We start from the raw sequence: 19,318 nt of genomic DNA, 5'->3' as shown, positions 1-19,318 counted from the left end.
GCGGCCGCGACTTATTGTGCAGTGCACAAAATATCCTTGACTTCGCGGCTGCAGTGCTTATTTTGTGCACTGCAACATAGCGAGGTTCCCGATGGGTGACAGCCAAGACAAGAGCGCCAAGGCGACTGCCACGGTTTCGACCGAGCCTGCGGCTGCGCCGGCAAGCGATGCAGTAAGCACCGCGGCCATCGCCAAGGCCGTGGAAGCCGATGCCGGCCCCGCCAGCGTTGCGAAAAAGCCGAAGAAAGCCGCGACGAAAAAGGCCGCACCCAAGACCGCCCGGCGCAAAGCAGCGCCGGCGGCGAAGCAGGCCACTCCCGCGGCGCCGGCTGCGGCGCTCGCCAAGACCGCCCCGATCTCCCAGTTGAAGGACACCATCATGGCTACTGCCAAGACCGCTAACACTACCGATTACACCGCCAAGGCGCAGAACATGGCTGCCGACATGCAGACCCGCGTCAAGGCCGCCTACGAAAAGGGCACTGCAATGACCAAGGAAGCCGCCGAATTCCAGAAGGGCAATCTCGAGGCCGTGGTCGAATCGGGCAAGATCCTCGCTTCGGGCATGCAGGACATGGGCCGCAGCTATGCGGAAGAAGCCAAGTCGGCTGCCGAGACCGTCCAGGAAGACATGAAGAAGTTCACCGCGATCAAGACGCCGACCGAGCTCTTCGAACTGCAGGGCGAAATCGCCCGCCGCAATTTCGATGCCATGGTCTCGACTGCGTCGAAGAACACCGAAGCCATGCTCAAGCTGGTCAACGAGGCGTTCGCGCCGATGTCGAACCGCATGAGCCTGGCCGCCGAAAAGGTCGGCAAGGCCGCCTGAGGCCGAATTTCCAGCTTCAATTCCACCGGGCACTCTCTCCTCTCTCCCTCGCCCGGCGAATTGGACACCGTGGGCCGGATGGTTTTGCCATCCGGCCCTTTTTCCGTCTGCCGCACAGGCTGCATCCGTGCGGCCCAGCGGGCGCGCACAGGCACAGGCTCACCGCTCGTGCCTTGCGATTTGCCCAAGCGTTACGATAATGGGTTCAGCAATGGCCGAGATTCCCCCCTACCCCCATCCGCGCTGCCGGCGAGGACGACGATTCGCGCGAGGGCGACGGTCAGGTCGGCATTGCCACCAAGACCCGCGCCAAGCCCAAGAAGCCCAGCCAGTACAAGGTGCTGCTGCTCAATGACGATTACACGCCGATGGAATTCGTGGTCATCGTCCTGAAACGCTTCTTCAAGATGGACATGGAGGAAGCCACCCGCGTGATGCTCCACGTCCACCAGAAGGGTGTCGGGGTCTGCGGGATCTTCCCTTACGAAGTTGCCGAAACCAAGGTCCACCAAGTGATGGACTTCGCCCGGCAGAACCAGCACCCGCTGCAATGCACGCTGGAGAAGGCCTGAACCGGCGACGCCGCGCGGCCCGTCCGCACAAGGGGCATGACCTGCACGCAAAAGCGCGCTAGGGGCTGGCGCGGAGACAATTGACCGGCGGCCCCTTGCTCAAATTCCTGCCCAGCATCGATCGATACATCTTCCGGCTCGTGACCGTGCCGATGCTGGCGGTGTTTGCCATCGCCGCGTCGCTGCTCGTGCTCGACAAGATGCTGCGGCTGTTCGATTTCGTCGCGGTCGAAGGCGGCCCGGTGGGCGTCGTGTTCAAGATGCTGATCGCGCTGGTGCCCGAATATGCCAGCCTCGCCATTCCGCTGGGCCTGCTGCTGGGCATCCTGCTCGCCTTCCGCAAGCTGGCGACGACCAGCGAACTCGATGTCTTCCACGCGGTCGGGCTCGGCTATGGCCGCCTGCTGCGCGTCCCGTTCGCCATCACAGCCGTGCTGATGATGGTCAATGTCGCGCTGGTGTTCTTCATCCAGCCGGTCAGCCGCTATTATTACGAGCAGATGGAATATGAGCTGCGCTCGGGCGCGCTCGGCGCCTCGATCAAGGTGGGCGAATTTACCACGCTGGCCGATCGCATGGCGCTGCGGATCGAGGAAAGCGAGGACGACGGCCGCCGCCTGAAGGGGATTTTCGCCCGCGTCGCGAACGACCGCGGCCAGGTGCTGTCGATCTCCGCGAAGGAAGGCGCCTTCCTCGCCACCACCGACAGCCCCGATACGATCATCCTGCGGCTGACCGATGGCACGATCGTGCAGGACACCGGCAGCCAGACGCCGCGTGTGCTGACCTTCACGCGCCACGACCTGCCGATCGACCTGCCCGCGGTGGAGGAATTTCGCGCGCGCGGCGATGCCGAACGCGAATACATCCTGCCCGAACTGCTGCGCATCGGGTGGAGCGACGAACGCCCCGAAGCCCAGCGCGACGCCAGCCAGGCAAGCTTCAACTTCCGGCTGGTCGAAGTGGTGATGATGGCACTGATGCCGCTGCTGGCCGTGGCGCTCGGCGTGCCGCCCAAACGTTCGAGCAGCGCGCTGGGCGTGTTCCTGTCGATCGTGATGGTGGTCGCCTATCACAAGGTGAACCAGTATGGCGAAGACGTCGCCGCGCTGGGCCGCGTCGATCCGATCCTGGCGCTGTGGGGGCCGTTCTTCCTGTTCGCCGCGCTGATCGTGTGGATGTACTGGCGGGTCGCCTACGTCCCCGGCGGGCAGGCGATCGGTGCGCTCGAAATCTGGTTCGACAAGCTGGCCAAGCGCGTCGGGCGCGTGTTCCGCCGCCGGCGGCTCAAGATCGACCTAGCAGCAGCCGAATAGCGGGAACCCATGCAGCTCGATTTCTTCCCCTCGCGCACGCTGACACTGTACCTCGCGAAGATGTTCGTCGCGCGGATCGCGGCGATGCTGTTCGTCCTCGTGCTGGTGCTGATGATGCTCGACCTGCTGTCGAGCAGCGGCGAGATCCTGGCGGTGGAAGGCAATGGCCAGGGCGAATTGCTCACCTATGCGGGGCTGCGCATCCCGCAGCTGGTATCGCGTTTCCTGCCCTATTCGGTGCTGCTCGCCACGCTGATCACGCTGGTCACGCTCAACCAGAACAGCGAGGTCATCGCCATGAAGGCGGCGGGGCTGTCGGCGCACCAGGTGCTGGCCCCGCTGCTGCTGACCGCGGGGCTGGTCTCGGTGGCCACCTTCGCCTTCAACGAGCGCGTGGTCACCCGGGCGACCGAGACGCTCAAGGCGTGGGAAGCGGTCGAATACGGGCCGATCCCCGAAGAGGAGCGCGTGCGCACCAATATCTACCTCAACGACAACGGCAACATCCTGACGGCCGGCTATCTCGCCGGGTCGGGCGAGGGCATCGTGATGCGCCAGGTCACCTGGTACGAACGCAATGCCGACGGCATGATCACCGAGCAGGTCGAGGCCGAGGAAGCGCGCTATGCCGCGCCGGGCTGGCAGCTGTCGGGCGTCACGCGCTTCGGAGTGCAGAACGCGGTGACCGATACCCCCGATACGCTGGTGGTGGGCGAAGCGCTGACTCCCGATCAGATCGATCTTGCCAAGATCGACCCCGATGCCGAACCCTTCTGGACACTGACCCGCTCAATTGCGGAATTCGAACGCGCGGGGAGGCCGACGGCCGAATTGCGCGCGAAATGGTGGCACAAGATATCGGGCCCGCTGTCCGCTTTCCTGATGCCGCTGCTTGGCGCGGTGGCGGCGTTCGGCCTGGCCCGGTCGGGGCAATTGTTCGTCCGCGCGGTGATCGGCATGGCGCTGGGCTTCGCCTATTTCGTGGTCGACAATGCCGCGCTCGCAATGGGCAGCTTCGGCGGATACCCGCCCTTCCTTGCCGCCTGGGCACCGTTCTTCCTGTTCCTGCTGATCGGCGAGACGGTGCTGATCCGCACCGAGGAATGAGCGCGTTCTCGATCCGGCTGGCGCGCCCCGAAGATGCCGAGGCGCTCCCCGGTATCGAACGCGAGGCGGCCACGGCTTTCGCCGACGACCCCGACAGCGCCGCGATCGACTCGGCGCGCGTGATCCCTGAGGATGAGCATCGCCGCCTGATCGCCCGCGGGCACTGCCTCATCGCCGAGGCGCAGGGCGACATCGTCGGCTTCCTTGCGGCAAGGCCGTGCGGGCGCGAAGTGCATATTCAGGAGATGGACGTGCTGCCCTGCTGGCAGGGGCAGGGGATTGGCGCGGTGCTGCTGCGCGCCTGCCTGATCGATGCGGGCAATGGCGGATTTCGGGCAGCCACGCTGACCACTTTCCGCGATGTCGCGTGGAATGCCCCCTTTTATGCGCGGATCGGCTTCGTCGAGGTCGAGGATCTGGCCGCGCACCCGCGGCTGGCAAGCGAGCTCGACGCCGAGATCGCTGCGGGCCTGCCGGCGGAGCGCCGTATCGCGATGATCAGGTTTATCGACTGAGCGGCGGCTGCGGCGATGCGCCGCCGGCCCCACAGGACCAGCGGCACAAGCGCGAATGGCTCAGCCGCGAGGGCGCATCGTGTTGCGTGCGATGCGCGATACCAGCACGCCCATCCCGGCATGGTTGGCGCCGTGGTAGCTGGAATCGGTTGCCAGCTCGGCCACCAGCCGGCGGTGCGCTTCGGGCAGCGAGTGATAGGGCATCGACGGCATCAGGTGATGCAGCGCATGATAGCGCAGGCCGACGGGCGCCCACAGTTCGGCGATCCGGCCCGGGGGCGGCACGTTGACGCTGTCGAGGAACTGCGCGGTGACGGTCATGGCCTCGCCCTCGTTCTCCCACAGATGCGCCACCAGAGTGCGCAGCTGGTTGAGCAGCGCGACCACCGAGGCAACCGCGAGCGCGACGAGCAGCGGCTTCCAGCCGAACGCGAAGACACTGCCGATCAGCGCCCAGCTCCACAGCATGCCGCCCGCTTCCTGCAGCAGCACCCGGCGGCGCAGGTCGCCTTCGGGATTGCGGCGACGGAAATCGGGATTGATCGCCAGCGCGCTCAGCCGCTGCCAGGTCAGCCGGCGAACCGGCGGGACAATCGCGCCCAGCGGGACCAGCACGGCGAAGCGCAGCAGCAGCGCGACCGGTGCGAGCAGCGCGATCAGCACGAATGCGGGCAGGCTCCACGGCTTCATCAGCGCCAGCGGGAGGTATTCGGGATCCTCGATCGTGCCGTATTGCGTGCGCTTGTGATGCAGCGTGTGCACGCCTTCATACATGAACGACGGGGTGAGCATCGGCACGCCGACCAATGCGTTCCAAGCGGTGCGGAAGCCCGGCAGCGCCCCGTTACGGAAATGCGAGATCTCGTGGATGAACAGCAGCGCGCGGTAGAGCGCGAGCACCGAAACCACGCCCAGCGCAATTGCCAGCGGCAGGCTGCCGGTCAGGATCGCGCCCGCCAGCGCGCCATAGCCGACCAGCGCCGAAGCGATCATGTCGGCCCAGTAGATGTCCGCGCGGTGGGCGGAGATATCCTTGGTCAGGTCGCGCGCGGCGCGCAGCATGGCCTTGTCGTCGGGGATTTGCGCATGCCAGCCGCTTCCCGCCTCGCGACGCGAAAGGGTATCGGCAGCCGAAATCTGTGTCTGTTGAACATTCATGGTCTGGTATCCTGGAGCGGCCCTTAGCCGAAAACGCACCCGCATTACAGCGATGGGTTGCGATCATAGTGATCGGCGCGGTGCGGTTCCTTGACAAAGATCAGCTAGCGCACACAGGGCTAATCCAAGCTGAACGAGGTGTGCGCGAATGAATGGTGAAGTGGTGATCGATCCGGTCGAAGGCAAGCGGGGCCGTGCCCTTTTCGTCGATACGGGCCGCCGCTTCGCATCGCGCGAGCCGCATGCGGTGCCGCAATTGCGGGGCGAACAGCTCGAACTGGTCGATCCTGCCAAGAACCCCTTTTTCGGCCATGCCGCACACCAGCTGTTCGTGGCCCGGCGCGGCGACGCGGTGGTCGGCCGGATCTCGGCGCATATCGACCGCCTCGCGCTGGAATTGCCGCGCCAGCAGGGCTTCGGCCCAGGCGCAGGCATGTTCGGCTATTTCGACGCCGCCGATGAAACGGTGGCGCATGCGCTGCTGCGCGCGGCGGAGGACTGGCTGCGCGGCCAGGGCATGGACCGCGCGATCGGGCCGATTTCGATGTCGATCTGGGAAGAGCCGGGCCTGCTGGTAAGCGGACAGGACCACGCGCCGATGATCATGATGGGGCACCATCCCGAAATCTACCAGCACTGGATCGAAAGCGCGGGCTATGCGCGCGCCAAGACGCTGCTGACCTACGATCTCGACGTGACGGTGGGGTTCCCGCCGCTGATTCGCCGGATCGTCCAGTCGGGCCAGCGCAACGAGCGGATCGGCCTGCGCCCGGTCGACCTGTCGCGGTGGGACGAGGAGGTCGAGACCATCCTCGCCATCCTCAACGATGCATGGTCGAACAATTGGGGCTTCATCCCCTTCACCAATGCCGAGATCGCCTATGCGGGCAAGAAGCTGAAGCCGATCATCCATCCGCAGATCAATTTGATCGCCGAGGTCGACGGCAAGCCGGTGGCCTTCATGCTGACCCTGCCCGACATCAACGATGTGCTGCGCAAGGTGAACGGCAGGCTGTGGCCGCTGGGCTGGCTCCGCCTGCTGCGCTGGATGCGCAGGCCGAGCGGTGCAGGCATGCGCGTTCCGCTGATGGGGGTGCGCCGCGAACTGCACAATTCGCGGCTCGCCAGCCAGCTGGCCTTCATGATGATCAGCCAGATCCGCGAGGTGGCGATTGCCGAATACCAGACCAAGCGCGCGGAGATCGGCTGGATCCTCGACGACAACCAGGGGATGAAGGCAATTGCCGATGCGATTGGCAGCACGGTCAACCGCGAATATGCGATTTACGAACGCTCGCTTGCCTCCTGACCGCGGGATTGTCGCAATTGCGCCACGGCCCGGCGGCAATGCACGCTGGCCGGGAACTGCGCCCGGCCGCCTCCCGTTGGACAGGCGAAAGCGGCGCCCGTGTCGCCAGCCATGCGAGAGACGATGACGCAGCACCCCGAGACGGCCGCCCCCGCTAAACTGCCCGGCCACGTGCTGGTCGTCGAGGATGACGCCGTGCTCGGCATGACGATCGAGCAGGCGCTGCTCGATGCAGGCGTGGCCCGGGTGGCGCTGTGCGCGTCGACAGAAGAAGCCATGCAGCACCTGCGCGACGGGCGTCCCGAAGCGATCGTGCTCGACGTCCACCTGGCCGATCGCGACGACGGCTGGGCGATTGCCGAACTGGTGCGCACGCTGGGCGCCGATAGCCCCCAGATCATCTTTTCGACCGGCGCCCCGCAGGACATTCCGGCGGACATCGCCGCGCTGGGCTGCACGCTCGAAAAGCCTTACGACGCGCAGGAACTGATTGCCGTGCTGCGCCAGTCGAAGCCGCGCGGGATCATCTCGCGGCTGCGCGGCGCGCTGCGATAGACGCGGTCGCGCGCGCCGGATCAAGGCGCGCGTTCCGGATCACAAATCCTGCCGAAACTACGCCGGACAGAAAAAAGGCCTCCGTTGCCGTGCAACGGAGGCCTTTCGGGATCGTATCACCAGCCGCTTTGGACGGGAGGGGGGGTCTCGGCGGTGACATAAGGAATACGCGCCGCCAGAAACTGGGTTCCCAAGCGGGGTGAAATTTTTTGCCTAAAATGACATTCCGAAGCAAAAACAATCAGATGTATGGCCGTCCGCCGCCCTGCTTGCGCTCGAACTGCGCATAGTCGGCGGCGTGGTCGAGATCGGGCACGTGGATCCGTCGCGACTGCCAGTCCACCAGCCCTTCGCGCGCGAGCTGGCGCAGCGTGCGGTTGGTATGCACCAGCGACAGCCCGAGCATGTCCGCGATCTGCGCCTGCGTGATCGGCAGCGCGAGCGTATTGTGATGATCGGCGAGACAGGTCGCTTGCGCCCGGTCGAGCAGCCAGACCGCGAGATAGGTCACCCGTTCGCGCGCACTGCGTTGTCCCAGCGAAACGATATGGCCTTCGAGCGCGGTTTCTTCCTTAGCCGCCAGCCAGGTGATGTCGTAGCCCAGCGCCGGGTGCTGCGCGATGAGATCGGCGAAATCGGCGCGACGGAAACGGCACAGGCGCGCGTCGATCAGCGCCTCGATCGTATGGGTCGCCGGTTCGTCGAAGGCGCTTTGCAAGCCGACCAGATCACCGGGGAACATGAAATTGAGAATCTGCCGGCGCCCATCCTCGAGCGCACGCGAGCGAATGAGCACGCCGTCGAGCAAGGTAAACAGGCGGCGATGCGACGCGCCTTCCTCGATCAGGATATCGCCGCGCTGCAGCGCGATTTCGCCGTCCTTGAACCGCTGCATGTAGGACAATTGGTTCGGCTCGAGCGGGCGCAGTCCCGGACAGGACTGGAGCGGACACTCGACACAGGCAATCGGATCGGCAATTTCTTGCAACGCGGCAGTCCTCGACAGGTAATCCCCAGCACCCGGAATGGGCCTGAAACGGCATGGATGTCAAACCTGCGGGTTGCGGCATCGGCCCAAGGAACCTAACCCCCATCGGGACGTTAGAAGCGCGCACCTTAAGGAAGGGGTCTAAATGTCGCTTGGTGATCAAATTGCTCGTAACCTGCCGTACCTGCGCCGCTATGCGCGCGCACTGACCGGTTCGCAGGCCACGGGAGACGCATTCGTACGTGCCACGCTGGAAGCCGCACTGGCCGACAGCGAACTCAAGGAATCGCTCGAAGGCGGCCGCGTCCCGCTGTACCGGGCGTTCAACAAGGTCTGGTCGAGCGCTTATATGGAAGTGCCCGAAGCCGTCGGCGACAACACGCATGAGAATGCGGCGCAGGACCGGCTGAAATCGGTAACCCCGCTGAACCGGCAGGCGCTGCTGCTGACCACGCTGGAGGATTTCTCGTCCGACCAGGCGGGCGAAATCATGGACATGTCGGCCGAGGATATCGAGCGGCTGGCCCAGGAAGCGGTTTCGGAAATCGACCGCGAGTCGTCGACCAGCGTGCTGATCATCGAGGACGAACCGCTCATCTCGATGCAGCTCGAAGACCTCGTGACCTCGCTTGGCCATGAAGTCTGCGGCACCGCTGCCACGCGCACGCAGGCACAGGAAGTAGTCGCGCAGAAGACGCCCGGCCTGGTGCTGGCGGATATCCAACTGGCGGACGGATCCTCGGGCCTTGATGCTGTCGACGATATCCTTGCGATCAGCAGCGTGCCGGTGATCTTCATCACTGCCTATCCCGAACGCCTGCTGACCGGCGACCGTCCCGAGCCGACCTATCTCGTGACCAAGCCGTTCCAGGAACAGACCGTTCGTGCCGCGATCAGCCAGGCGCTGTTCTTCGGCTCGAGCCGCCCGCTGGGCTAACCCCCGCCGGCAATCGGTTTTTGAAAGCCCGGGTCCCTGCGGCCCGGGTTTTTCTTTGCCTGCAGTGCGAAGGCTGCACCGTGCCGATGCGGTCGGCACCGACGCGGCGCGATCGGGCCGCGTTTTCTCGGATCAATTGATGTGGTTGCGGAGGTCGGCACGGAGACTCGCGGCCGCGAAACCCGTGCTGTTAGCGCCCGACCGCCGCGGGACCCTTGCGGCGCAGTTCGAACTCGCTCGGTTCGCGCACCGGGACCAGCAGCGTGCACCGCACCCCTTCGGGGCAGAAATCGAGCTCGACCGGGTGGCGCAGCTCATGCGCGACGATCTTCTCGATCAGATCGGTGCCGAAACCGCGGCGGCGCGGCTTGTCCACCGGCGGCCCCTTGCTTTCGATCCATTCGATTTTCGCCAGCGTGTCGTTGACCTGGCTCCAATGCACCGCGACCTCGCCCCCGGGGACGCTGAGCGAACCGAACTTGGCCGCATTGGTCGCCAGTTCGTGGATCGCGAGCCCCAGCGACAGCGCATCATTGGGCGCCAGCTCGGTATGCGGCCCCACCAGATCGAGCGAATGGTCCTGGTCGCGCGCATAGGGTGCGAGCTCGACCTCGACCACCGAACGGATCGGCGTGGTGCCCCATTCGGATTGGGTCAGCAGGTCGTGCGTGGCCGACAGTGCGCGGATGCGGCCGTCGAGACCTTCGGCGAATTCGTCGAGGTCCTGCGACCGCCGCCGCGTCAGCGATACGATCGAGAGGACGTTGGCGAGCGTGTTCTTGACCCGGTGGTTGAGCTCGCGCGTCAGCGAGTTGCGGATCGAGTTCTGTTCCTCGAACCAGCTGATCGCGCGGCGATCCTCGAGCGTCTGCTGGGTTAGCAGGCGGGCCACGAGCATCAGCAGGCTGGCGACCGCCAGCCCGAACAGCAGCGTGATCATCGACATGGCCGACAAGCCCTCCTGGCGCGCGGACTGCACTTCGAGCAGCATCGACCGGTTGGCGAGGCTGAGTTCGCGGGTGATCGTGGGGCGCCCCTCGATCCAGCTGTTGCTATGCGCGATCGCGACCTCCGCCGTGGCATCCGTATCGAGCAAGCGCGCCCCGACCGCCTCGTAACTGACCAGTTCGCTGGCCGAGCTGAGGAATTGCGAGGCATTGAACGGACTGTAGATGAAGCCCTTGAGCTCGCGCGTGCTGCTCAGCCCTTCGAACACCGGCATATATATGAGGAAGCCTGCAGCCTCGCTGTCGCCTTCCTGCTGCAAGACGATCGGCCCGCTGGCAGTGGGCCGATCGTTCGCCCCCGCCAGATCCATCGCGGCCCGGCGGATGGGTTCCGAATACATGTCGTAGCCGAGTGCGCGGCGATTGCGCACTGTGTCGGGCTGCAGGTAGAGGATCGGAGTGAGCATGTCGCGCGGCTGTTCGGCCAGGGTCGGCGACACCCGCTGTTCTTCCACGCGGCTGCGGCTCAGCCGGGCTTCGAATTCAGGCAGTTCGGCCGCAGTGACGACCGGGGCCCAGCCGATCCCCTCTGCCCCGCGGTAATTGGCATCCAACCGCAATTCAGAAACGAAGCGGCGAAACAGTTCGGGCGTGATCTCGTCCTGCGTCGACAGCAGCGCGGCGCCGGCACGCAGGTAGGCCGAACTGGTATAGGCGCGGCGTTCGATCGCCGAAGTCATCGCCTGTGCCTTGCGCGCGACATCCGCGGCATCGCGCTGCGCCTCGCCGCGCTCGATCGCGAAGACGCTGAGCACGGTTATGGCGGTGACCAGGACGAAGATCAGCACCGGGATTCCGCGCGGATAGTCGATCAGCCAACGCCTGCGGCGCCCTTTGCGTTGGAGTTCTTCGCTTACCAGCTTCCTGCCCCTGACGGTTTGCCTGGTCCCATAGTAACGCTTACTATGCCGCGGGGGCCTAATTGTTCCATTGCACAAAGCAAGGGAACTCGACATCGTCCCATGCGTTGTGCGAAGCACATTGCGGGATCGAAAGATGCTGGTAGGGCATCCTGCCGGTGACATACGAAAAGGGTAGCAGTCTTCAAGCCATGAGCTCAGATACGCCGAACACTCCGCAGCGGGCACCCGCTGGCGGGCCGCCGCCACATCCCTCTGCTCCGGGGAAGGAACAGGATCCGGATTGGGCGAACGGCCTGCGCCAACTCTATGACTCCGTGGTTGAAGAGCCCCTCCCCGACAGTTTCCAGGACCTGCTCGACAAGCTGGATGTAAAGGACTGATGTCGGACCACGAACGGACGGCAGCGGACAAAGCCGACTTCAAACGGGAACTGACCGAGGTCGTCCCCCACCTGCGCGCTTTCGCGCGCGGCCTGTGCGGACGCGCCGACATGGCCGACGATCTGGTCCAGGAAACGCTGCTCAAGGCATGGGCGGCGCAGGAGCGCTTCCAGCCCGGCACCAGCATGCGCGCATGGACCTTCGTGATCCTTCGCAATGCCTACCTCACCGACATGCGCCGCAACCGCTTTCGCGGCGAATATGACGAGACCGTCGCCGAGCGCGTCCTGACCGCACCGGCGGGACAGGAAGAACCGATCCACCTGTCCGACATGCACCGGGCGCTGCTGACGCTGCCGCCCGAGCGGCGCGAAGCGCTGCTGCTCGTGGGTGCGGGCGGCTTTTCCTACGAAGAAGCCGCGACGATCTGCGACTGTGCGGTGGGCACGATCAAGAGCCGGGTGGGCCGTGCGCGCGCCGCGCTCAATGCGATGCTGGCGGATGGCAACATTCCGAAGCGTTCGATCAGCGACAGCGCAGCGCACCGCGCAATCCTGCAGGAACTCGACGATGTGGCCTCCGGCATGGGCAGCAGCCGCAGCTAGCAACCGTCGCGACCGCGCCGCTTGTCACCAATCGCCATGCGAGGCAGATAAGCGCCGATGAGCGAGACCAAGCCGCCCGAGGAAACCGTGTCACCGGCGCCGCGCCGCCGGTCGAGCAGGCACGCCTTCGCCGAACAGGAATTGCGGCTGATCTCGTCGCTGGTGCTGCTGATCGGGCTGGGCCTGTTCCTCGCCCTGCCCTTCGTGCTGTCGATCGGTTCGGTGGTGTTCCTGCCAGTGGTTACCGCGCTGGTGCTGACCGTGATCCTTTCGCCGCTGGCCGACAAGCTCAACGGCTGGGGCCTGCCCAATGCGCTCGCCTCGCTCGCGGCGCTCCTGTTCTTCTTCGCGATCCTGCTGCTCGCTCTGGCGCTGATCCTGCAGCCGGCCGTCGCGCTGTTCGACGACGTGCCGGCGATGGCGCAGGGCGTGATGGCGCGCTTCGGCGAATTGCGCGAGCGCTTCGCCTGGATCGCCACGCTTAACGAACAGCTCGCCGCGCTGATGAACAGTGACGGCACCCGCGAAGTGGTGCTGGCCGCACCCAGCCTGCTCGAACAGGTGGCCTTCGCCACGCCGAGCCTGATCCTCGAGACGATCCTGACGCTGCTGATGGCCTATTTCATGATCGAGGCGCGCGTGCGGCTGCGCCAGCGGCTGCTGTTCGGCCGCGCCAGCTTCGGCACCAGCATCAAGGCCGCGCGCGTGATCCGCGAAGTGCAGGACCGGGTCGCCGCCTATATCCTTACGGTGGGGTCGATCAATGCCATGGTCGGCGTGGTCGTGGCGCTGGGCGCCTGGGCGCTTGGGGTCGATGCCCCGATCATGTGGGGCGGGCTGGCGGCGCTGCTCAATTTCCTGCCCTATGTCGGACCGATCGTGATGGTCGCGTTGCTCGGCCTGTTCGGCATCGGCACCGCCGATACAGTGGTGCTGGGCCTCGTCCCGGCGGCTGCCTATCTGGCGCTGCACACGGTCGAAGCCAATCTCGTGACCCCGTCGATCCTGGGCGCGCGCTTCACCATGAACCCGGTGCTGATCCTGATCGCGCTGTCCTATTTCACCTGGATCTGGGGCGTGTTCGGGGCCTTGCTCTCGGTCCCCATCCTGTTGATGCTGACTGCGCTGTTCGACCATATCGGACGCCCCAATCTGGTCGGGTTCATCTTCGGCGAACCGCTGTTCGCGACCGATCTGTTCGGCGAAGCCGAGACCGCCGAAACTGCCGCGCAGCAGTAAAAAACCCGCCGCCATTGCTGGCGACGGGTTTCGAAATCGTCGGGTTCCTGGCGCTTAGCAGGGATATTCCCAGGTCGTTCCGCGCGCGAGGTTTTCGCTCGCGAAGCTCCAGTTGAGCTTGCCATTGACCGCCTCGAGATAGGCCGGGCGCGCATTCTGGTGATCGAGGTAATAGGCGTGTTCCCAAAGGTCGATCACGAGCAGAGGGTTCACCCCGTCGAGATCGGCCAGCGTGTCGCCGTCATGCGTTTCCTCGATCGTCAGCTTGCCGTCCTTCACGGCGAGCCAGACCCAGCCGCTGGCGAAGTGGCCCGCACCGCGTTCGGCGAGCTTTTCCTTCACGCCGTCGACCGAGCCGAAGACATCGTCGATCATGCTCTTGAGCTCGTCCGACGGGCTGGTTTCTTCCGGCGCCATCGAGTGCCAGTAGAAGCCGTGGTTCCAGCTCTGCGCCGAATTGTTGAACAGGCCCTGGTCGCTATCGCGCGCGGCGGCAACCACCTCTTCCAGCTTCTTGCCTTCGTGGGCCGTGCCCTCGATCGCCTTGTTGGTCTTGTCGAGATAGGCCTTGTGGTGCTTGCCGTGGTGATACGAGAGCGTCTTGGCCGAAACCGCAGGTTCCAACGCAGTGTCGTCGTAAGGCAGGTCGATCAGCTCAAAAGCCATGGAATGTCCCCTCTTGGGTTGGTGTGAACAAATTTCGTACTCGCGTCCCTAACGCCCCTGTAAGCGCGTGGTTGCACATAGCGGCGATATAGCACGCGAAAAGAGGGGCGCTGGCCTTTTATTTCTCGGGCAACCGCGCCATTGGGGCCCCGACACAAGGGAGTTTGACCATCCATGGCTCGCAAGTTCTTCGGCACTGACGGAATCCGCGGACGCACCAATAGCGGGGTGATGACTGCCGCGACTGCGATGCGCGTCGGCCAGGCGGCAGGCACGCATTTCCTGCGCGGCGACCATCGCCACCGCGTGGTGATCGGCAAGGATACGCGGCTGTCGGGCTACATGATGGAAAGCGCGCTAGTGGCGGGCTTCACCAGCGTCGGCATGGATGTGGTCATGACCGGGCCGCTGCCCACCCCTGCCATCGCGATGCTGACCCGCGAGATGCGCGCCGATCTGGGCGTGATGATTTCGGCCAGCCACAATCCGTTCGAGGACAATGGCATCAAGCTGTTCGGTCCCGATGGCTTCAAGCTGTCCGACGAGGCGGAGGCCTCGATCGAGGCGCTGCTCGAAGAGCAGCCGCAGCTCGTCGAGCCAGGCCATATCGGCCGCGCCCGGCGGATCGAGGATGCCCGCGGGCGCTATATGCACGCGGTCAAGCAATCGATCGGCAGCGACGTGCGCTTCGATGGGCTGAAGGTGGTGGTCGATTGCGCCAATGGCGCCGCCTACGAGGTCACCCCGGGCGCGATCTGGGAACTGGGCGCCGAAGTGATCGCCATGGGGGTGGAGCCCGACGGGACCAATATCAACGACGGCGTGGGCTCGACCTCGCTCGCGGCGATCAAGGCGCGCGTGGTCGCCGAAGGCGCCGATATCGGTATCGCGCTGGATGGCGACGCCGACCGCCTCATCGTCATCGATGAGAAGGGCGAGACGGTCGACGGGGACCAGATCATGGCGGCAATCGCCACCCGGCTGCACGAACGCGGCAAGCTGACTGGCGGCGGCGTGGTTGCCACGGTGATGTCGAACCTGGGTCTCGAACGCTATCTTGCGGGCATCGGGCTGACGCTCGAACGGACGCAGGTGGGGGACCGGCACGTGCTCGAACGCATGCGCAGCGGCGGCTTCAACGTCGGCGGGGAACAGTCGGGGCACATGATCCTGTTCGATCATGCCACCACCGGCGACGGCACGGTCGCGGCGCTGAGCGTGCTGACCGGTCTGGTGCGTTCGGGCAAGCGCGCGAGCGAATTGCTGCGGCTCTTCGAACCGGTGCCGCAATTGCTCAAGAACGTGCGCTATGATGACGGGGCGCCGCTCAAGCAGGACAGCGTCCAGCAGGCGATCGCCGAGGCCGAACGCGAACTGGGGGGCAACGGACGGCTGGTCATCCGCCCGTCGGGCACCGAACCGGTTATCCGGGTGATGGCCGAAGGCGACGATGCCGCCCAGGTCGAGTTGCTGGTCGACCGGATCTGCGATGCCGTGCGGGCGGCGTCCTGACGGCTCGCGGCGCGCACCATCGACAAATTGAACCGCCGCACATTGCAGGGGCGGAAACGGAGCAAGCCATGCTGGACATGAGACCCGATTGCGAGCGTTGCGGAACCGACCTGCCCGCGCAGGATCCCGGCGCTTTCATCTGCAGTTTCGAATGCACTTTCTGCGCCGATTGCGCGAACGAGCTGGACGATCTGTGCCCCAATTGCGGTGGCGAACTGATGGACCGCCCGACCCGGGCCAAGAGGCTGCACGAAAAATTCCCGCCTGCCACCAAGCGAAAGGCTGCCGCGTGAGCGACGCGCCGCCTCCCCGCATCCTGTCCATCGCGGGCTCCGACAGTTCGGGCGGCGCGGGTATCCAGGCGGATATCAAGACCATCACCATGTTGGGCGGTTATGCGATGACCGCGCTGACCGCGATCACCGCGCAGAATACGCGCGGCGTCCAGGGTGTCGAACCGCTGCCGCCCCAATTCGTGCTCGATCAGGTGGCAAGCTGCCTGTCGGACATCGGCGCCGATGCGATCAAGATCGGCATGCTCGGTTCCCCCGAAACTGCCCGGCTGCTGGCCGAGCGGCTCGACACCTTCGCCGGCCCGATCGTGTTCGACCCCGTCATGGTGGCAACCAGCGGATCGGTGCTGGCCGACGATGAGACGATCGCCGGGTTCGCCGCGTTGATGGACATTGCCACCATCGTCACCCCCAACCAGCCCGAACTCGAGATACTGGCCGGTCGCGGTCCGCTTGCCGACGATGAGATGTTCGATGCGGCCCACGCGCTGGCCGAACGCTATGGCGTCCAGGTGCTGGCCAAGGGCGGCCACGGCGGCGACGAAACGCAGGTGGTCGACCGGATCGCCTCGCCTTCGGGGAAATTCGCCAGCTTCGCGCATACCCGCCTCGACACGCGCCATACGCATGGCACCGGCTGCACCCTGTCGGCCGCGCTGGCCACGCTGCTGGGGCACCGGCAGCCGCTGACCCACGCGATCCGGATCGCCCGCGCGTTCACCTATGCCGCGATCGAGAATGCGCCCGGTTTCGGCGACGGGTCAGGCCCGCTGGGCCATCACGCGGTCCGCAACCGGGGCGAACGCGATCAGCAGCCCAGATCGTAGAAGTCGCACAGATATTCCCACGCCTCGTCCGCGGTTTCGCACCAGCGGAACAGGTCGAGATCCTTCTTCGAGATCGTGCCCTCCTCGGCAATCGCCTCGAAATTGACGACGCGTGACCAGAAATCCTTGCCGAACAGCAGGATCGGGATGGGCTTCATCTTGCCCGTCTGGATAAGGGTCAGCAGTTCGAAGAATTCGTCGAACGTGCCGAACCCGCCGGGGAACACCGCAACCGCGCGCGCGCGCAGCAGGAAGTGCATCTTGCGCAGCGCGAAATAATGGAAGTTGAGCGACAGGTAGGGCGTCACATACTGGTTGGGCGCCTGTTCGTGCGGCAGGATGATGTTGAGGCCGATCGATTCGCCGCCCGCCTCGCTGGCACCGCGATTGGCCGCTTCCATGATCGACGGACCGCCGCCCGAGCACACGACGAACTGGCGCTTGCCGTTCTCGATGATCGACTTCTCGGTCGCCAGCTTGGCCAGCTTGCGCGCTTCCTCGTAATATTTCGACTTGGCGACCAGGCTCTCGACGACCTTGCGTTCTTCCTCGGGCAGGTCCTTGGCGCCTTCGAGCGCGGTTTCCGCCGCTTCGGGAGGCGGAATGCGCGCGCTGCCATACATCACCAGCGTCGAGCCCACCCCGGCCTCGTCGAGGACCATTTCAGGCTTGAGCAGTTCGAGCTGGAAGCGCACCGGGCGCAATTCCTCGCGCAGCAGGAAGTCCTTGTCCTGGAACGCAAGTTTGTAGCTTGGATGTTCGGTCTGGGGAGTGTGCGATTCGAGGCCCTGTTTCTCGAACCGGGCTTCCTGTTCGGCAGCGTAAAACTTGCGGTCTTCGATGCCGCGCCGGCGCTTTTCGTCTTCTGTCATGCGCTGCCCGATAGGGCGCGCGCGAGCCAACGACAAGTCACCGCGAAAAGGAAATGGCAGGGGTGACAGGATTCGAACCCGTGGCCCTCGGTTTTGGAGACCGATGCTCTACCAGCTGAGCTACACCCCTGCAGGAAGGGCGCGCATTAGTATGCCCATCCCTACTTGGCAAGGCGGATATCGCTGGCAATCGGGAAGTGGTAGAGCGCAGCGCGATGCATGCCCCCAACCTCTCGCTGATTCCGGTCGAATTGCTGCTGCGCGCCTATCGCGGCGGGGTATTCCCCATGGCCGACCACCGGGACGACCCCGAAGTCTACTGGGTCGAGCCGCGCGAGCGCGCGATCATCCCGCTTGGCGGGTTCCGCATGTCGAAGAGCCTGCGAAAGACGCTGCGGCAGGACCGCTTCCGCGTGACCTGCGATCACGCCTTCGCCGCCGTGATCGCCCAATGCGCCCTGCCGCGCGAAGAGCATGCCGAAAGCTGGATCAGCCACCGCGTCGAAGCGAGCTACAACGCGCTGCACAGGGCCGGTCACGCGCATTCGATCGAATGCTGGCAGGACGGCGAGCTGGTCGGCGGGCTGTACGGGGTGGCGTTCGACCGCGTGTTCTGCGGGGAAAGCATGTTCAGCCGCACATCCGATGCCAGCAAGGTGGCGCTGGCGTGGCTGGTCGCGGCATTGCGCGAGGCGGGCTACGCCGTGCTGGACTGCCAGTTCATGACCGAGCATCTGGGCCGGATGGGCGCGGTTCCGCTGCCGCAGGCGCAATACATGGCGGCGGTGGCGCAAGCCGGCGGTCAGGCCGCGGCGTCGCTACCTGCAGTGGTGGCCGGGTTCGGCGCATCTTCCTCGCCCGGGAAGGCCATCGTGCATTCCTTGACCCACACGTCGTAGATCGGGTGTTCGACCACGTTCAGGCTCGGCGAGTTCTTGAACAGCCAGCCCGAGAACACCTTGCGGAACTGGTCCTCAGTCCCGCGTTCCTTGACCAGCAACTGGACGAAGGCCCCGGTTTCGCTCGGCATTTCCCACGGCGCAGTGCGCTCGCAGGCCTGCAGGCGGACGATCACGTCGCCCACGCGCTGCTGGTCGCCGGGCTGCAATTCGAGATCGCGGCTGACATTGTTGCGCTTGTTGAGCAGGCCGAGCGTGGCGACGCGTTCCACCATCGGCGTGCCGATTCCCGCTTCGGCGGCAGGCTGCACCGGAAGCGCGTCCTGCTGCAGTTCTTCGGGAATGTCGGTGGCGACGGCTTCTTCGGGCGCTTCGGCCTGCTGCTCGCAGCCCGAGGCAATCGCCGCCATGGCCAGGAGGGCAAGCGCCCCGCGCATCGTCACGCCTCGGGCGACCAGGCTTCGTAATCGCCGGTGGCGCGGGCCCGCTGCCCGCCGCGCTCGAGCGCTCCGGCGGGGCGATAGGCAGTCGCGGTACCCGTGGCATTGGGCGTGTAATCGGTTTCCCAGATCCGGGCGGGCGGAAGATGGCTTTCGGGTACGTCGTCGAAGGAACCGTGCAGCCAGCCGTGCCATTCGCTCGGCACGCGGCTGGCATCATTGGCACCTTCGTAGATCACCCAGCGGCGTTCGCGCCCGTCCCCGGTGGTCTTCTTCGACCGGTAGTACTTGTTCCCCTGCGCATCGGTGCCGACGTGTTCGCCATTGCGGGCCGACCACAGATGCGTGCCGATGGTGGCACCGTTCCACCAGGTGAAGATCTTGCCGAGGAAGTTCATGTCCGCGCGGTTAGCCGTTTATTCGCCGTGC

At 65.3% G+C, this 19,318-nt stretch carries 22 protein-coding genes and 1 tRNA gene; 15 read left to right on the top strand and 8 right to left on the bottom strand.

The annotated features are described in order from the left end of the window. Positions 1–91: 91 nt before the first annotated feature. From WKH79_RS13535 to WKH79_RS13515, 5 genes are all read left to right on the top strand, one after another. Entirely contained in the window at positions 92–829 is a 738-nt protein-coding gene (locus WKH79_RS13535; RefSeq protein ID WP_341859154.1) for a phasin family protein, read from the top strand. Between the two features lie 236 nt (positions 830–1,065). Continuing rightward, on the top strand, positions 1,066–1,401 hold the full coding sequence (gene clpS / locus WKH79_RS13530; RefSeq protein ID WP_341860130.1) for an ATP-dependent Clp protease adapter ClpS: 336 nt from the start codon (positions 1,066–1,068) through the stop codon (positions 1,399–1,401). Positions 1,402–1,496: 95 nt separating this feature from the next. Beyond that, on the top strand, positions 1,497–2,717 hold the full coding sequence (locus WKH79_RS13525) for an LptF/LptG family permease (protein ID WP_160767539.1): 1,221 nt from the start codon (positions 1,497–1,499) through the stop codon (positions 2,715–2,717). Positions 2,718–2,726: 9 nt separating this feature from the next. Beyond that, complete coding sequence (lptG, locus tag WKH79_RS13520; RefSeq protein ID WP_341859153.1) at positions 2,727–3,824, top strand: LPS export ABC transporter permease LptG; 1,098 nt, start codon at positions 2,727–2,729, stop codon at positions 3,822–3,824. Further along, positions 3,821–4,339, top strand: a complete 519-nt coding sequence (locus WKH79_RS13515; protein WP_341859152.1) for a GNAT family N-acetyltransferase — start codon at positions 3,821–3,823, stop codon at positions 4,337–4,339. The genes lptG and WKH79_RS13515 overlap by 4 nt, the downstream gene beginning before the upstream one ends. 60 nt (positions 4,340–4,399) lie before the next feature. On the opposite strand, the gene WKH79_RS13510 is transcribed toward WKH79_RS13515, so the two are convergent. After that, positions 4,400–5,497: a fatty acid desaturase gene (locus WKH79_RS13510; protein WP_063506768.1), complete on the bottom strand. Its 1,098-nt coding sequence runs from the start codon at positions 5,495–5,497 to the stop codon at positions 4,400–4,402. 148 nt (positions 5,498–5,645) lie between these two features. On the opposite strand from WKH79_RS13510, the gene WKH79_RS13505 reads away from it, so the two are divergent. Beyond that, a complete protein-coding gene (locus WKH79_RS13505; RefSeq protein ID WP_341859151.1) occupies positions 5,646–6,806 on the top strand; it encodes an N-acetyltransferase in 1,161 nt (386 codons plus the stop codon). A gap of 111 nt (positions 6,807–6,917) precedes the next feature. Continuing rightward, positions 6,918–7,361 carry a response regulator gene (locus WKH79_RS13500; protein ID WP_228135209.1) on the top strand — a complete coding sequence of 148 codons (444 nt, stop codon included), beginning with the start codon at positions 6,918–6,920 and terminating at the stop codon, positions 7,359–7,361. Between the two features lie 241 nt (positions 7,362–7,602). Here WKH79_RS13500 and WKH79_RS13495 read toward each other — a convergent pair whose 3' ends face one another. After that, complete coding sequence (locus tag WKH79_RS13495; RefSeq protein ID WP_063506770.1) at positions 7,603–8,349, bottom strand: Crp/Fnr family transcriptional regulator; 747 nt, start codon at positions 8,347–8,349, stop codon at positions 7,603–7,605. A gap of 145 nt (positions 8,350–8,494) precedes the next feature. Here WKH79_RS13495 and WKH79_RS13490 point away from each other — a divergent pair, with 145 nt between their 5' ends. After that, positions 8,495–9,286 (top strand): response regulator, encoded by a 792-nt coding sequence (locus tag WKH79_RS13490; RefSeq protein ID WP_050599696.1) that lies wholly within the window; start codon positions 8,495–8,497, stop codon positions 9,284–9,286. A 190-nt stretch (positions 9,287–9,476) separates the two neighbouring features. Here WKH79_RS13490 and WKH79_RS13485 read toward each other — a convergent pair whose 3' ends face one another. Next, positions 9,477–11,081 carry a CHASE domain-containing protein gene (locus WKH79_RS13485; protein ID WP_341859150.1) on the bottom strand — a complete coding sequence of 535 codons (1,605 nt, stop codon included), beginning with the start codon at positions 11,079–11,081 and terminating at the stop codon, positions 9,477–9,479. 263 nt (positions 11,082–11,344) lie between these two features. On the opposite strand from WKH79_RS13485, the gene WKH79_RS13480 reads away from it, so the two are divergent. From WKH79_RS13480 to WKH79_RS13470, 3 genes are read left to right on the top strand one after another with little or no spacing between them, the layout of a single operon-like run. Continuing rightward, positions 11,345–11,536, top strand: a complete 192-nt coding sequence (locus WKH79_RS13480; protein ID WP_082835656.1) for a NepR family anti-sigma factor — start codon at positions 11,345–11,347, stop codon at positions 11,534–11,536. Beyond that, a complete protein-coding gene (locus WKH79_RS13475) occupies positions 11,536–12,141 on the top strand; it encodes a sigma-70 family RNA polymerase sigma factor (RefSeq protein ID WP_050599697.1) in 606 nt (201 codons plus the stop codon). Before WKH79_RS13480 ends, WKH79_RS13475 begins: the two co-directional genes overlap by 1 nt. Before the next feature lie 57 nt (positions 12,142–12,198). Next, positions 12,199–13,380: an AI-2E family transporter gene (locus WKH79_RS13470; protein WP_063511140.1), complete on the top strand. Its 1,182-nt coding sequence runs from the start codon at positions 12,199–12,201 to the stop codon at positions 13,378–13,380. A 54-nt stretch (positions 13,381–13,434) separates the two neighbouring features. Here the strand turns inward: WKH79_RS13470 and WKH79_RS13465 are convergent, their stop codons facing one another. Beyond that, complete coding sequence (locus tag WKH79_RS13465; protein WP_063506773.1) at positions 13,435–14,046, bottom strand: superoxide dismutase; 612 nt, start codon at positions 14,044–14,046, stop codon at positions 13,435–13,437. A 174-nt stretch (positions 14,047–14,220) separates the two neighbouring features. Here WKH79_RS13465 and glmM point away from each other — a divergent pair, with 174 nt between their 5' ends. The 3 genes from glmM (at position 14,221) to thiD (ending at position 16,678) form a co-directional block, all read left to right on the top strand. Further along, on the top strand, positions 14,221–15,558 hold the full coding sequence (gene glmM / locus WKH79_RS13460) for a phosphoglucosamine mutase (protein WP_341859149.1): 1,338 nt from the start codon (positions 14,221–14,223) through the stop codon (positions 15,556–15,558). A 68-nt stretch (positions 15,559–15,626) separates the two neighbouring features. Further along, on the top strand, positions 15,627–15,851 hold the full coding sequence (locus WKH79_RS13455; protein WP_341859148.1) for a DUF1272 domain-containing protein: 225 nt from the start codon (positions 15,627–15,629) through the stop codon (positions 15,849–15,851). Continuing rightward, entirely contained in the window at positions 15,848–16,678 is an 831-nt protein-coding gene (gene thiD, locus WKH79_RS13450) for a bifunctional hydroxymethylpyrimidine kinase/phosphomethylpyrimidine kinase (protein ID WP_341859147.1), read from the top strand. The genes WKH79_RS13455 and thiD overlap by 4 nt, the downstream gene beginning before the upstream one ends. On the opposite strand, the gene WKH79_RS13445 is transcribed toward thiD, so the two are convergent. Further along, positions 16,660–17,550, bottom strand: a complete 891-nt coding sequence (locus tag WKH79_RS13445) for an LOG family protein (RefSeq protein WP_050599703.1) — start codon at positions 17,548–17,550, stop codon at positions 16,660–16,662. The genes thiD and WKH79_RS13445 overlap by 19 nt on opposite strands. A 54-nt stretch (positions 17,551–17,604) precedes the next feature. Further along, a tRNA-Trp gene (locus WKH79_RS13440) sits at positions 17,605–17,680 on the bottom strand. Positions 17,681–17,765: 85 nt separating this feature from the next. Here WKH79_RS13440 and aat point away from each other — a divergent pair. Next, positions 17,766–18,449 (top strand): leucyl/phenylalanyl-tRNA--protein transferase, encoded by a 684-nt coding sequence (aat, locus tag WKH79_RS13435; RefSeq protein WP_050599704.1) that lies wholly within the window; start codon positions 17,766–17,768, stop codon positions 18,447–18,449. Here the strand turns inward: aat and WKH79_RS13430 are convergent. Continuing rightward, a complete protein-coding gene (locus WKH79_RS13430) occupies positions 18,353–18,886 on the bottom strand; it encodes a DUF2155 domain-containing protein (protein ID WP_341859146.1) in 534 nt (177 codons plus the stop codon). The two genes, aat and WKH79_RS13430, sit on opposite strands and share 97 nt — an antisense overlap. Positions 18,887–18,888: 2 nt before the next feature. Continuing rightward, on the bottom strand, positions 18,889–19,287 hold the full coding sequence (locus WKH79_RS13425) for an NADH:ubiquinone oxidoreductase subunit NDUFA12 (protein WP_160767452.1): 399 nt from the start codon (positions 19,285–19,287) through the stop codon (positions 18,889–18,891). Positions 19,288–19,318 lie beyond the last annotated feature (31 nt).

The organism is Qipengyuania sp. GPGPB31, assembly GCF_038396345.1.
Classification (GTDB): domain Bacteria; phylum Pseudomonadota; class Alphaproteobacteria; order Sphingomonadales; family Sphingomonadaceae; genus Qipengyuania; species Qipengyuania citrea.
This window is presented reverse-complemented; position numbering and strand designations above follow the sequence as displayed.

Excerpts from the sequence above, each read along its gene's own strand:
- WKH79_RS13535 (WP_341859154.1), top strand. The coding sequence starts at position 92 with ATGGGTGACAGCCAAGACAAGAGCGCCAAGGCGACTGCCACGGTTTCG.
- lptG (WP_341859153.1), top strand. The coding sequence starts at position 2,727 with ATGCAGCTCGATTTCTTCCCCTCGCGCACGCTGACACTGTACCTCGCG.
- WKH79_RS13515 (WP_341859152.1), top strand. The coding sequence starts at position 3,821 with ATGAGCGCGTTCTCGATCCGGCTGGCGCGCCCCGAAGATGCCGAGGCG.
- WKH79_RS13510 (WP_063506768.1), bottom strand. The coding sequence starts at position 5,497 with ATGAATGTTCAACAGACACAGATTTCGGCTGCCGATACCCTTTCGCGT.
- WKH79_RS13505 (WP_341859151.1), top strand. The coding sequence starts at position 5,646 with ATGAATGGTGAAGTGGTGATCGATCCGGTCGAAGGCAAGCGGGGCCGT.
- WKH79_RS13500 (WP_228135209.1), top strand. The coding sequence starts at position 6,918 with ATGCGAGAGACGATGACGCAGCACCCCGAGACGGCCGCCCCCGCTAAA.
- WKH79_RS13490 (WP_050599696.1), top strand. The coding sequence starts at position 8,495 with ATGTCGCTTGGTGATCAAATTGCTCGTAACCTGCCGTACCTGCGCCGC.
- WKH79_RS13480 (WP_082835656.1), top strand. The coding sequence starts at position 11,345 with ATGAGCTCAGATACGCCGAACACTCCGCAGCGGGCACCCGCTGGCGGG.
- WKH79_RS13475 (WP_050599697.1), top strand. The coding sequence starts at position 11,536 with ATGTCGGACCACGAACGGACGGCAGCGGACAAAGCCGACTTCAAACGG.
- WKH79_RS13470 (WP_063511140.1), top strand. The coding sequence starts at position 12,199 with ATGAGCGAGACCAAGCCGCCCGAGGAAACCGTGTCACCGGCGCCGCGC.
- WKH79_RS13465 (WP_063506773.1), bottom strand. The coding sequence starts at position 14,046 with ATGGCTTTTGAGCTGATCGACCTGCCTTACGACGACACTGCGTTGGAA.
- glmM (WP_341859149.1), top strand. The coding sequence starts at position 14,221 with ATGGCTCGCAAGTTCTTCGGCACTGACGGAATCCGCGGACGCACCAAT.
- WKH79_RS13455 (WP_341859148.1), top strand. The coding sequence starts at position 15,627 with ATGCTGGACATGAGACCCGATTGCGAGCGTTGCGGAACCGACCTGCCC.
- WKH79_RS13445 (WP_050599703.1), bottom strand. The coding sequence starts at position 17,550 with ATGACAGAAGACGAAAAGCGCCGGCGCGGCATCGAAGACCGCAAGTTT.
- aat (WP_050599704.1), top strand. The coding sequence starts at position 17,766 with ATGCATGCCCCCAACCTCTCGCTGATTCCGGTCGAATTGCTGCTGCGC.
- WKH79_RS13430 (WP_341859146.1), bottom strand. The coding sequence starts at position 18,886 with ATGCGCGGGGCGCTTGCCCTCCTGGCCATGGCGGCGATTGCCTCGGGC.
- WKH79_RS13425 (WP_160767452.1), bottom strand. The coding sequence starts at position 19,287 with ATGAACTTCCTCGGCAAGATCTTCACCTGGTGGAACGGTGCCACCATC.